The organism is Herbiconiux flava (genome assembly GCF_013409865.1).
In the GTDB taxonomy this organism is placed as follows: Bacteria; Actinomycetota; Actinomycetes; order Actinomycetales; family Microbacteriaceae; genus Herbiconiux; species Herbiconiux flava.
In genome coordinates this window covers 119,439-131,228 of record NZ_JACCBM010000001.1, presented here as the reverse complement: position 1 = coordinate 131,228, position 11,790 = coordinate 119,439, and the positions used below count along the sequence as shown (strand labels likewise).

Sequence of the window (11,790 nt, the reverse complement as noted above, 5' to 3'; positions counted from 1 at the left end):
AGGCTGGACCACCCCGCCCGCCCCCCGCCGTAACGCAACATCCCCCCGCGATATAGTCGAGAGGTCGCCCCGCCCCCGCCCCCCAGGAGTCCCACCGTGAGCTTGATCGTGCAGAAGTTCGGCGGCTCGTCCGTTGCGAACGCCGAGAGCATCAAGCGGGTCGCCAAGCGCATCGTCGAGACCCGCAAGGCGGGCAACGAGGTCGTCGTCGCGGTCAGCGCCATGGGCGACACCACCGACGAGCTGCTCGACCTGGCCCACGAGGTCGCCCCCATCCCCGCCCCGCGCGAGATGGACATGCTGCTCTCGGCCGGCGAGCGCATCTCCATGGCCCTGCTCGCGATGGCCATCGAGAGCCTCGGCCACACGGCCCGGTCCTTCACGGGCAGCCAGGCCGGCATGATCACGGATGCCCGGCACGGCGCCGCCCGCATCGTCGACGTCACCCCCGTGCGCCTGCGCGAGGCGCTCGACGAAGGGGCGATCGTCATCGTCGCGGGCTTCCAGGGCTTCAATCGCGACACGAAGGACATCACGACCCTCGGTCGCGGCGGTTCCGACACGACGGCCGTCGCCCTCGCGGCCGCCCTGAACGCCGACATCTGCGAGATCTACACCGACGTCGACGGCATCTTCTCGGCCGACCCGCGCCTCGTGCCCAAGGCGCACAAGATCGACCGCATCACGAGCGAGGAGATGCTGGAGCTCGCCGCCAACGGCGCGAAGGTGCTCTACATCCGCGCCGTGGAGTATGCGCGCAGGCACGGGGTCACGCTGCACGTGCGCTCGAGCTTCAACAACAACGAGGGCACCATCGTCTACAACCCCACCGAAAGCGAGACCGCTGTGGAAGAGCCCCTGATCGCCGGAGTCGCCACCGACCTGAGCGAAGCGAAGATCACCGTCGTCGGCGTGCCCGACATCCCGGGCAAGGCGGCTCAGATCTTCACGCTGGTCGCGAAGACCGGCGCGAACATCGACATGATCGTGCAGAACGTCTCGGCGGCCAGCACCGGCCTCACCGACATCTCCTTCACGCTCCCCAAGAGCGACGGTCAGCAGGTGCTGACGGCGCTCCGCGCCGAGCAGTCCGAGACCGGGTTCCTGGGCCTGCAGTACGACGACCAGATCGGCAAACTGGCGCTCGTCGGCGCCGGCATGCGCACCAACGCGGGCGTCTCGGCGAAGCTGTTCACCGCGCTCTACGAGGCGGGCATCAACATCGAGATGATCTCGACCTCCGAGATCCGCATCTCGGTCGTCACCCGCGCCGACACCATCAACGACGCCCTGCGCGTCGTGCACACGGCCTTCGGCCTCGACGCCTCCGAAGAGGCTGTCGTGCACGCCGGCACCGGCCGCTGACCCGAACCCGCTGGCGCAGACCCGAAAGAGAGACAGTATGAGCAAGGCACTGAACGTGGGCGTCGTCGGCGCGACAGGTCAGGTGGGCAAGGTCATGCGCCGCCTCCTGGAGGAGCGCGACTTCCCGATCGCGTCGATCCGCTTCTTCGCCACGGCTCGCAGCGCCGGCACCGTGCTGCCGTTCCGCGGCGAGGACGTCGTGGTCGAGGACGTCGAGACCGCCGACCCCACGGGCCTCGACATCGCCCTCTTCTCGGCCGGCGCCACCGGCTCTCGCGCCCAGGCCCCGCGGTTCGCGGCGGCCGGTGTCACGGTCATCGACAACTCCAGCGCCTGGCGCATGGACCCCGACGTCCCGCTCGTCGTCTCCGAGGTGAATCCGCACGCGATCGCCCGGGCGACCAAGGGCATCATCGCGAACCCGAACTGCACCACCATGGCGGCCATGCCGGTGCTGAAGGTGCTGCACGAGGAGGCCGGCCTCGAGCGCCTCATCGTCTCCACCTACCAGGCGGTGTCGGGCTCCGGCCTCGCCGGCGCCGAGGAGCTGGCCGAGCAGGCCCGCGCCGCCGTCGCCGACGAGCACCTGCTCGACCTCGTGCACGACGGCTCCGCCGTCACGATGCCCGAGCCGGTGAAGTACGTGCGCCCGATCGCGTTCGACGTCATCCCGTTGGCCGGCTCGATCGTCGACGACGGCGACGAGGAGACCGACGAGGAGAAGAAGCTCCGCAACGAGAGCCGCAAGATCCTCGAGCTGCCCGAGCTCCTCGTCTCGGGCACCTGCGTGCGCGTGCCGGTGTTCACCGGGCACTCGCTCTCGATCAACGCCGAGTTCGCGAACGACATCACGCCCGACCGCGCCCGAGAGCTGCTCGCGGCGGCCCCGGGCGTCGAGCTGTCCGACGTGCCGACCCCGCTGCAGGCGGCGGGCAGCGACCCGAGCTTCGTCGGGCGCATCCGCCAGGACCAGTCGGCTCCCGGCAAGCGCGGTCTCGCGCTGTTCATCTCGAACGACAACCTCCGCAAGGGCGCTGCGCTGAACGCCGTGCAGATCGCCGAGGTCATCGCGGCGACCGCCGGTGCGGCCTCCGACAGCGCCGAGGCGCCGGCGACCGCCTCCGCCTGACCCGAGCCGCTCGGCTCGACCCGCCTGACCCGAGCCGGCACCCGCACCAATCGCCGTGACGCGCTGCACCGAATACTCCTCATGGAGCCTCGTGCAGCGCGTCTCGTCGTCCTCGCCGTCGCGGCGCTCGTCGCGGTCTGCGCCGTGCTCGTCACGGTCTCGGTCGTGACCCGCAGCAGCCGGGCCGACCAGACGGGACCGACCACCGGCCAGACGACCACCGGCCAGACCTCCACCGGCCAAACCTCCACCGGCCAGACCCCCGGCGGCAGCACCGACCCGGACGCCCCCGTCGTCGCCTTCTACGGCGACTCCTACACCCTGGGCACCGGCGCCTCCGATCCGGCGAAGCGCTGGTCGAGCGTCATCGCCGCCGAGCGCGGCTGGAACGAGTTCAACTACTCCGTCAACGGCCTCGGCTTCGTCAACCACCGCCAGAGCACCCCGCCCGACTACGGCCCCGAGGACGGCGTCTCGCGCTCGATCGCCGCCGACCCCGACATCCTCTTCGTCACGATGGGCCTGAACGACAACTTCTCGATGCCCGACCGCGCCGACGACGTCCGCGCGGCCATCCGCACCGACTTCGCCACCCTGCGCGCCGCCCTCCCCGACGCCCGCATCGTCGTGGTCGAGCCCTTCTGGTACACGGATGACCGTCCCGACTCCCTCACCCAGATCATCGACTGGGTGCGGAGCGAAGCGGCCGTCATCGACGCCGACTTCATCCCGGGCGCCTCCCACTGGATCGAGGGGCACCCCGAGTGGATGGCCGCCGACGGCCTGCACCCGAACAACGACGGCTACGCCGAGATGGCCGTGCGCATGGACGAGTCGCTCCGGGCCATCGGCCTGTGAGCGAACGGATGCGCGGCGGCGGCCACGCCCGACGAACCCGGGCCCGCCGCGGTCCACCCACCCGACGCCGTCCGGATAAACTCGCGGCATGACGGTGCGCGACACGATCCGAACGGGGTCGTTCCTCGGCTCGGCGGCGCTCGCCGCCGTGGCCCTGGCGACCGCCGTGGCCGGAGTCGTCTCGGGCCTGTCCGACCCGCCCGACAGCGTGGTCGCCTGCCTCGTCTTCCTGATCGCCGTCGGCGTCACCGCCGTCTACCAGCAGCCCATCGGCCGCGTGCCGGGGCTGCCGCCCTTCGGCGTGACGAGTGCCCTGCTGGTGATCGCGCTCCCCGCCGACAACCCGGTGCTCGAGGTCGGGCTCTGGGTGCTGGCGTTCTTCGTCTCGAAGGCGGTGACCTCCCGCTCCCCGTGGATGGCGGCCCAGTGGACCGGTGTCGCCGCCCTCGGCGCGGTCGCCTTCGTCGGCCTCGGCCGGCTGCTGATCGACGCGGGCGTGCCCACCGTCGTCGCCATCGTGGCCGGCAGTGCCGCGCACATCGTCGTGGTGCTCGCCGTCTACTTCGCCTGGCAGCAGGGGCGCTGGAACGCCGACGGCGGCCGGGGCCTCTCGGGCATCAGCGTGCTGCGTGTGCTCTTCGTCTTCGCCCTGTCGGCCGTGGTGGGCGTCGCCGTGCACATCACGAGCGTGGGCTCACTGGGTCTCCTCGGCCGGGGCGAGAACGTCGAGCTGGCGCGGATGACCGTTCCGCTGCTGGTCGTCGCGCTGCTGTTCTACGGGCTCGCCAAGCGCTCCCAGACCCGGAGCGGCGAGCGGCGCCTCGGCGGCGTGGTCGACGCGGCACGTGCCCTGCCCTGGGACGTGACGGTCGACCCGAAGGAGACGATGGTCGAGTTCGCCCGCCGGGCGATCGACGCCACCGAGTTCGAGGTGCGCCGCACCCCGCCCGGCCGCAACGAGATCGGCGCCCGCTTCTCGGCGCTCGACACCACCGACCCGCAGCTGAACCCCGAGTCGATCGCCCCGGCCGACGACGACGTCGCGAACGAGCACCGCGAGGACGCGGTCGAGCCGCAGGAGTTCCTGGTGGCGAGCCGCAAGGCCGGGGGAGTTCCCTTCACCCCCGACGACGAGCTCGCCCTCGACGCGATCGGCCACATCGCCAGCGAGACGGCGCGTGTGCGCGGCGCCTACGACACGCTGCTCGACCGGGTCGACCGCGACTCGCTCACCGGCCTGCCGAACTACAACGCCTTCCAGCGCTCCCTCGCCCGCCTGAACGAGGACCGCACCTACGCCTCCGGCATCGCGGTGCTGTTCATCGACCTCGACCAGTTCAAGCGGCTGAACGACACCGAGGGCCACCACATCGGCGACGAGATGCTCTCGGTCGTGGCGACCCGTCTGCGGGCGAGCGTGCGCCCGCACGACTTCGTCGCCCGCGTCGGCGGCGACGAGTTCGTCGTGGTGCTCACGAAGCTGCAGTCGCTCGCCGAGGCGAAGGGCGTCACCGACCGCATCGTGGCGAACATCGGCGCGCCCGCGAGCCTCGGCGGCCGCGAGTTCCGCCCGCTGGTGAGCGTCGGCCTCGCCTACTCGGGGCACCAGGAGACCGATCCGCAGTCGATCGTGGTCGACGCCGACCACTCCATGCTGGCCATCAAGAAGTCGCGCCGGCAGGGCGGGCCGTCGTCGGAGTCGAGCGTCGGCATCTCGCCGCACCGCTCGAGCCGCATCAACGAGATCGTCGCGCGGGCCATCGACGACGGCTCGCTGAACGTCGTCTACCAGCCGATCGTGAACACGCTCGAGGACAAGATCTGGGCCTTCGAGTCGCTGGTGCGCTACACGCACCCCGAGCTCGGGCGCATCTCGACGGCGTCGCTGATCGAGAAGGCCAAGGGCCTCGGCCGGATGGACGAGCTGACCCGTCAGGTGATCGCGACCTCGCTGCAGTCGGCGCGGGAGTTCCGCAAGCTGGTGCCCGGCATCACCGTGATGACGATCAACCTCGAGGTCGGTCAGATCCGCGACGAGCACGTCGGGTCGTTCCTCAAGGACATCGTGCCGCGCTACCCCGACGTCACCCTCTGCCTCGAGCTGAACGAGCGCTCTACGAAGGACATCGACGACGACCTCCGCGCCCAGGCCGAGCTCTTCCGCGAGCTCGGCATGCTGATCGCCCTCGACGACTACGGTTCGGAGGCCTCCTCCGTGGGAGCCCTGGTGCGCATCCCGATGGACATCCTGAAGATCGACCGCTCGCTGGTCGACAACCTCGACGACACCCGGCAGCGCGAGGTGGTTCGTGCCCTGCAGGGCTTCGGAGACGCCTTCGACTACTCCACGATCGTGGAGGGCATCGAGACGCAGGATGCGGTGGACGTCCTCGTCGGCATCGGCGTGCGCCACGCGCAGGGCTTCTTCTACGGCCGCCCGGTGCCGTTCGCGCAGACGATGTCGCGGCTGAAGAGCTACGGTGCGGCCGGAACCGTGGGCCGTTCGGTGGCGCCCTCCGCACCCGCCCCTGTCGCCCCCGCCCCCACCGTGCAGACCGGCTAGAGTTGCGCTGTGTCGACTAGGGGAGTGGCGCGGCCGGTGCTGCCGCGCATCGGGCTGATCGTGGCTGTGCTCGCCATCCTGGCCGTGCTGATCGGCATGGTCGTCGGGGTCGGCGCCATCCTGTCGCAGGGCGGCATCGCCTCGGGCAACCCGTTCGCCGGCACCGCGCTCTACGCCGACCCCGCGTCGAAGGCCGCCACCGCGGCCGACGAGGCCACCGAGGCGGGCGACAGCGACGACGCCGCCGTGTTCACGCGCATCGCCGAGGTGCCCACCGCCATCTGGCTCACCCCTGAGAAGCACCCGATCGGCGAGGTCGGCGGCTACGTCTCCGATCTCGTGACGGCGGCCGCGAAGCTCGGCCAGGTGCCGCTGTTCACGGTCTACGGCATCCCGAACCGCGACTGCGGCAACTTCTCCAGCGGTGGACTGACCGTCGAGGAGTACCCGGTGTGGATCGACGAGATCGCCACCTCGCTCGACGACAGCGACTCGATCATCATCCTCGAGCCCGACGCGCTCGCGCTCGCCGACGAGTGCGACAACGTCGAGGAGCGGCTCGGCGAGGTCAGCGCCTCGGTCGACGCCCTCGTCGCCGCCGGCCTCACCGTGTACATCGACGCCGGCCACTCCAACTGGGGCCCGCCCGCCGACATGGCCGATCTGCTCAACCGGGCGGGCGTCGACCGGGCGCGCGGATTCTCGACCAACGTCTCGAACTACAACAACACCGATCGCGAGCAGTACTACGCGAACACCATCTCCACCCTCACGAACGGCGCACACTACGTGATCGACACCGGCCGGAACGGCAACGGATCGACGGGGGAGTGGTGCAACCCCGCGGGCCGCGCCCTGGGTGCCGAGCCGTCGGCCAGCCCCTCCGGTTCGGCGCAGGACGCCGGCCTGTGGATCAAGCCGCCCGGCGAGAGCGACGGCGAGTGCAACGGCGGCCCCGCGGCCGGCGAGTGGTGGGACGAGAACGCGCTCGAGCTCGCGGCCGACGCCGCCCGCTGATCGCGCTCGGAAGAAAGCCCCGACATCCCCCTATCCGTTGGTAGCATCGGGGCAATGGACACACATGGGGAACGTCGCGTCGCCGTCATCATCGAGGACGACGCCGACATCAGGCATCTGCTCGAGACAGTGCTGACCCAGGCCGGGTTCGAGGTCATCGCGACCGGGAACGGCCTCGACGGGGTGCAGGCGGTCCGCGCCTACGACCCCATGGTCACGACCCTCGACGTCAGCATGCCGGGCATCGACGGGTTCGAGGCCGCCAAGCGCATCCGCACGTTCAGCAACACCTACCTCGTCATGCTCACCGCGCGCGACGAGGAGATCGACACGCTGCAGGGTCTCGAGGCCGGCGCCGACGACTATCTCACGAAGCCCTTCCGCCCCCGTGAGCTGCGCGCCCGCGTCGAGGCGATGATGCGCCGCCCCCGCCAGGTGCTCGCGGTCGACGGCTCCGGCCCGGTCGCGCCGGTCGCCGTGCAGGCGCCCGTCGCCGCGCCCGTGCAGGCTCCGGCCGCCGCCCCGTTCGCCGCCCCGGCCCCCGCCGTGGCCGAGCCCCAGTACACGCCGGCCGCGACCGTGCAGGCCGTCGCTCCGCAGCCCGTCGCCGCCGAGGCCGCTCCCGCCCAGCCCGTGGTCGCCAAGAGCTACGACCGCGAAGACGGCTGGCTCGACCACAACGGCCTCTACGTCAACTCCGAGATGCGACTGGCCGAGAAGGAGGGCCGGTCGATCGATCTCACGCGCAGCGAGTTCGACCTGCTGAACGCCCTGATGGAGAGCCAGCGCCGGGTGCGCAGCAAGGCCGACCTGGCGCTGCTCCTGCGCGGCGAGAGCTACGTCACCGCCCACTTCGTGAGCGAGGCCGACAAGCGGGCCATCGAGGTGCACATGGCGAACCTGCGGCGCAAGCTCGCCGACAGCATCACCACGCCGCGCTGGATCGAGACCGTCCGCGGCGTCGGCTACCGGCTGGCGGCCTCCGACAACGACTGAGGCCCGGTCCGGCTTCCGGTCAGGCCGACTTCGCCGACCGAGCCCCGCCGGCCGGGGCATCCGGGCGCCGCATCGACTCGAGCACCCCGAGCAGCTCCTGGCAGGTGGCCCCGCCGACGGCCTGCAGCCGCGGCAGGTGGCGCAGGCTCCCCTGCAGGTCGAAGCCCTTCACGGCCGAGTGCACCATGCCGGCGATCGCTTCGAGCGACCAGGCCCCGAGCATCGTGCTCGACGAGCGGATGCTCAGCAGCACCACGTCGGCATCCTCGAAGTCCCGGTTGCCGAGTGCTTTCATCAGCCTCTGGGACCGGGTCTCCCAGAGGCTGATGAAGTCGTGCACGAACCGGCCGCGCCGGTCGTCGTCCCCCACGGAGTTCAGGAGCGCGACCAGCGCGTCGTGTTCGACGTAGTTCGAGGTCAAACCTTGTACCCGCGGTAGCGGCGGAGCACCTTGCCGAACATCTCCAGGGTCTGGATGATCGTGATGACACCGAGGATCGGCCAGCCGATCCAGAGGATCGTCGACTGCATGAAGGCGTCGAGCTGGAACCAGCCGAGCACCAGCACGGCGATGGTGAGGAAGATCACGACGAACGGGAGGAGGTAGCTGTTGCCGCGGCCCTTCTCGGCCTTGGCCTGCGCCGCCCAGTTGTCGGTCTGCTTGCGCGAGAGGAACTTCGTCCAGGCGCGGATGAAGTGCCCGAGCCTGATCCACATGTAGATCTCGGCGGGGAACAGGGCCACGGCGAAGAAGATGTCGCGGGCACTGCGGTCGTGCATCGAGAGCGCGGTGCGCAGGTTGAGCAGGATGGCGACGATCGGCGGCACGAGCCAGATCGGTGAGAACACGAAGGCGCTGATCGAGAGCGAGGCGAGCAGCAGCAGCACGAACAGCACGCGGGTGACCAGGTTGATCAGCATCGAGAAGTTCTCGAGCCAGCGCAGCCGCAGGTTGGGGTGGAAGGGCTGGCCCTTGGTGTCGCCGCGCTGGCCGGGCCACATCAGTTCGATGGCGCCGAAGTTCCACTTCACCTGCTGGCCGTCGAGGCCGCGGATGGTGGTCATGCCGCCGACGTCGGCGCGGGCCTGGGCCGAGATCTTGGTGAGGTAGCCGGCGCTCTTGATCTGCAGCGACAGCAGGGAGTCCTCCACCTCGCTGTCCTTCACCCACGGGGTGTTCTGGTGGTTCTCGACCATGATCTGGCGCAGGGCCTTGGTGGAGAAGATCGAGAACTGTCCGCCGAGCACCGCCATGTTGCGGCCCTTCAGCATGTTCTGCATGTTGAAGGCGGCGAACTGGAAGCGCTGCCCGGTGACGAGGAACTTCGCGACGAAGCCCTTGATGGGCGCCTCGTCGATCGAGAAGATGGCCGAGATGCCGCCGATGCGGGAGTCGGAGGTGATCTCCTCGGCCAGCCGCTCCACCGCATCCGGGGCCGCCGTGGTGTCGCCGTCGACACCGAGCAGGAAGTCGCAGCCCTCGACCAGCTGGTAGCCGTAGTTCAGCGCGCCCACCTTCTTGTCCTTGTTCTTGCCGATGTCGTGCACGTAGACCTCGGTGAACTGCTCGATCCCGTCGACCTCCTTGAGGTGCGGGCCGGCGTACTGGGCGGCGATCTTCACCGTGTCGTCGGTGGTGTTGTTCACGACCACGTGGATGACGTCGGGCAGGCGGGTCTGGCCGAGGAGCGACTCGAGCACGTCGGCGATCGACTCGGCCTCGTTGTAGGCCGGCACGATGCAGCCGATCGTGGGACGGTAGCTCGGAAGCGACTCGACCGATTCGATGAAGTCGTTCTCGAACTCGTCGCCGTGGTCACCGAGCTCAGTGCGATCGGTGACGTAGGGGTTCAGGTTCTCTGCCATGCCCACAGTCTGACGCAGGGCCCCCAGCGTTGTCGCGCGAATGCGCTAGGGTCGCGTCAAGATCGGCTTAAGATTGCCTCAAGCGAACGGAGAGGGTGTTCTGATGGCACGCACGCGGCAGACCACACGGCAGACGCGGGCGCTCTCCGGGGCCCGCCTGACGGGGTTCGCTGCGCTCGCCCTCACCGCCGTCGTGGCCCTCAGCGGCTGCGGTACGGCGCCGTGGGACCAGTCGCGGTTCAGCACGACGACGCCCACCTCCTCACCCACCAAGACGCCCACGGCCGCGCCCACGATCACGCCCGTCGTCAACGAGCTGGCGACCGGTTCGGCCCAGCACCAGTTGCAGGCCGGCGACATCGCGCTCACCATCGACTACTACTCCACGCTCAGCATGGACGAGTGGACGGCCGAGGCGAACAAGCCCATCACCTTCACCCTCGGGGGCAGGCTCGGCACCGACGACGGGCAGAGCTTCTATCTCTCCCGCGTCTCCGTCACGCCCGCCGTGAACGGGCCGGCCGGCAGCCTGCCGGCACCGGCGCCCATCACCGACCAGTCCTCGGTGAGCCCGGGCTACTACATCAAGGCGCCCTACAGCTACAGCCAGACCTTCATCCTGCCGGCCTTCGACCCGTCGGCCACCTCGGTGACCCTGTCGTTCACCTACGAGATCCTGCTGCAGACCGCGCCGGGTTCGGGCGACTACGCCAAGCAGACCGCGAGCGACCAGCTCACGGTCGCGATCGCGCAGCCCGCCGAGTAGCGCGCGGCCGGGCATCCGGTCAGGCAGCAGGCGCCGCTCAGCCCACCGGGCTGCGGCGACCCACGACGATCCGGTTGCCACCCTCGTCCCGGGCCTCCGACGCCGCCGCGTCGAGCGCCGAGCGCAGCACCGGCAGGCCGTAGCCGAAGGTCTCGGTGTCGACGACGCCGAAGCTGGCCGTGGCCCGCAGCGACTGCTCGGTGTCGATCGGCTCGTCGACCAGCGCCGTCTGCAGCCGGATGGCGAGCTCCTCCGCGTCGTTCGCCGTGGCCACGACGGCCACGATCACGAAGCGACCGGCACCCGTGTGGCCGAGGAGCGCGCAGGTGGGGGCGTGGTGCCGGATGATCTGCGCGACCGATCGGATGGCGCGGTCGCCGAAGTCGCGGCCGAAGGCCATGTTCATCTGCGGCAGGTTGTCGACGTCCATCGCCACCATCGCGAGGCGCTCGCCGTGGAACGAGCTGCGCTCGATCCAGTCCGCCCACTGCTGCATGAACGAGGCGGCCGAGAGCACACCGACCACGGAATGCACGCCGACCGTCATGTCGCCGAGGGCCCGGGCGCCCGAGCGCTCGGCCTGCAGGATCGACAGCGAGATGGTGCTGAGCAGCACCAGGAGGATGGTGATGACCGTCGTGGTCTGGGTGCCGAAGTAGGTCTGGAAGACCTCGCTCGTCGGGCCGAGGGTGACGAAGATCGAGGTGCGCAGAACGTAGTAGGCGCAGACGATCCAGAGGCAGAAGCTCAGGATGCGCGCGTTGAGGTTGCGCCGCATGCGCGAGCGCATGGTCTCGGCGCCGCCGAGCCCCGCGAACACGGCGATGCCGGCGAACAGCCCGGAGGAGCCGGTCCACGCCCCGCCGGCCGGACCCTCGACGGCGGTGAGCAGGGCGATGACGCCGCCGCCCGCCAGCGCGATCCAGACCAGGCTGCTGCGGCCGTTGAACACGCGGGCTCCCGACCAGAGCGCCCCGATCGAGACGACGTAGGCGGAGTTGCCGATCGCGAGCACCCACCAGAGCTCGGGGGCGACGTTCCAGGCCGAGAACGACAGGGCGGTGAGCATGCCGCCGAGGAAGGACAGGCTCCACAGCCGGCCGGAGGCGTCGTTCCGCCGCATGGCGGTGTTGACGATGAAGGACACCCCGCAGAGCAGGATCACGAACGTCGCCGTGAGCAGGAGCGTGCTGCCGTCGAGCTGCATGCCACCCCTCCCGTGATCGCCGT

At 70.1% G+C, this 11,790-nt stretch carries 10 protein-coding genes; 7 read left to right on the top strand and 3 right to left on the bottom strand.

Features of this window, described 5'->3' with window-relative positions; all coding sequences use genetic code 11:
- The first annotated feature begins 96 nt into the window (after positions 1–96).
- The 6 genes from BJ984_RS00665 (at position 97) to BJ984_RS00640 (ending at position 7,928) form a co-directional block, all read left to right on the top strand.
- Positions 97–1,365 carry an aspartate kinase gene (locus BJ984_RS00665; protein WP_173182669.1) on the top strand — a complete coding sequence of 423 codons (1,269 nt, stop codon included), beginning with the start codon at positions 97–99 and terminating at the stop codon, positions 1,363–1,365.
- A 37-nt stretch (positions 1,366–1,402) separates the two neighbouring features.
- Positions 1,403–2,494 carry an aspartate-semialdehyde dehydrogenase gene (locus BJ984_RS00660; RefSeq protein ID WP_179546400.1) on the top strand — a complete coding sequence of 364 codons (1,092 nt, stop codon included), beginning with the start codon at positions 1,403–1,405 and terminating at the stop codon, positions 2,492–2,494.
- An 81-nt stretch (positions 2,495–2,575) separates the two neighbouring features.
- Entirely contained in the window at positions 2,576–3,352 is a 777-nt protein-coding gene (locus tag BJ984_RS00655) for an SGNH/GDSL hydrolase family protein (RefSeq protein WP_179546399.1), read from the top strand.
- 88 nt (positions 3,353–3,440) lie between these two features.
- Positions 3,441–5,915 (top strand): putative bifunctional diguanylate cyclase/phosphodiesterase, encoded by a 2,475-nt coding sequence (locus BJ984_RS00650; RefSeq protein ID WP_179546398.1) that lies wholly within the window; start codon positions 3,441–3,443, stop codon positions 5,913–5,915.
- Positions 5,916–5,924: 9 nt separating this feature from the next.
- The gene (locus tag BJ984_RS00645) at positions 5,925–6,932 is read left to right on the top strand and encodes a glycoside hydrolase family 6 protein (RefSeq protein WP_179546397.1); all 1,008 of its coding nucleotides are present in this window, start codon (positions 5,925–5,927) and stop codon (positions 6,930–6,932) included.
- 54 nt (positions 6,933–6,986) lie between these two features.
- Positions 6,987–7,928 carry a response regulator transcription factor gene (locus tag BJ984_RS00640; RefSeq protein WP_179546396.1) on the top strand — a complete coding sequence of 314 codons (942 nt, stop codon included), beginning with the start codon at positions 6,987–6,989 and terminating at the stop codon, positions 7,926–7,928.
- A 19-nt stretch (positions 7,929–7,947) separates the two neighbouring features.
- Here BJ984_RS00640 and BJ984_RS00635 read toward each other — a convergent pair whose 3' ends face one another.
- Both BJ984_RS00635 and BJ984_RS00630 read right to left on the bottom strand, forming a co-directional pair.
- Positions 7,948–8,349 (bottom strand): hypothetical protein, encoded by a 402-nt coding sequence (locus tag BJ984_RS00635; protein WP_173182675.1) that lies wholly within the window; start codon positions 8,347–8,349, stop codon positions 7,948–7,950.
- On the bottom strand, positions 8,346–9,794 hold the full coding sequence (locus tag BJ984_RS00630) for a glycosyltransferase family 2 protein (protein WP_179546395.1): 1,449 nt from the start codon (positions 9,792–9,794) through the stop codon (positions 8,346–8,348). The genes BJ984_RS00635 and BJ984_RS00630 overlap by 4 nt, the downstream gene beginning before the upstream one ends.
- A 103-nt stretch (positions 9,795–9,897) precedes the next feature.
- Here BJ984_RS00630 and BJ984_RS00625 point away from each other — a divergent pair, with 103 nt between their 5' ends.
- On the top strand, positions 9,898–10,560 hold the full coding sequence (locus BJ984_RS00625; RefSeq protein ID WP_246306414.1) for a hypothetical protein: 663 nt from the start codon (positions 9,898–9,900) through the stop codon (positions 10,558–10,560).
- Between the two features lie 37 nt (positions 10,561–10,597).
- Here BJ984_RS00625 and BJ984_RS00620 read toward each other — a convergent pair whose 3' ends face one another.
- On the bottom strand, positions 10,598–11,767 hold the full coding sequence (locus BJ984_RS00620; protein ID WP_179546394.1) for a GGDEF domain-containing protein: 1,170 nt from the start codon (positions 11,765–11,767) through the stop codon (positions 10,598–10,600).
- Positions 11,768–11,790: the final 23 nt, after the last annotated feature.

What these genes read in the sequence shown, in the direction of transcription:
- BJ984_RS00655 (WP_179546399.1), top strand. Translation starts at nt 2,576, where the DNA reads ATGGAGCCTCGTGCAGCGCGTCTCGTCGTCCTCGCCGTCGCGGCGCTC.
- BJ984_RS00625 (WP_246306414.1), top strand. Translation starts at nt 9,898, where the DNA reads ATGGCACGCACGCGGCAGACCACACGGCAGACGCGGGCGCTCTCCGGG.
- BJ984_RS00630 (WP_179546395.1), bottom strand. Translation starts at nt 9,794, where the DNA reads ATGGCAGAGAACCTGAACCCCTACGTCACCGATCGCACTGAGCTCGGT.
- BJ984_RS00640 (WP_179546396.1), top strand. Translation starts at nt 6,987, where the DNA reads ATGGACACACATGGGGAACGTCGCGTCGCCGTCATCATCGAGGACGAC.
- BJ984_RS00620 (WP_179546394.1), bottom strand. Translation starts at nt 11,767, where the DNA reads ATGCAGCTCGACGGCAGCACGCTCCTGCTCACGGCGACGTTCGTGATC.
- BJ984_RS00650 (WP_179546398.1), top strand. Translation starts at nt 3,441, where the DNA reads ATGACGGTGCGCGACACGATCCGAACGGGGTCGTTCCTCGGCTCGGCG.
- BJ984_RS00660 (WP_179546400.1), top strand. Translation starts at nt 1,403, where the DNA reads ATGAGCAAGGCACTGAACGTGGGCGTCGTCGGCGCGACAGGTCAGGTG.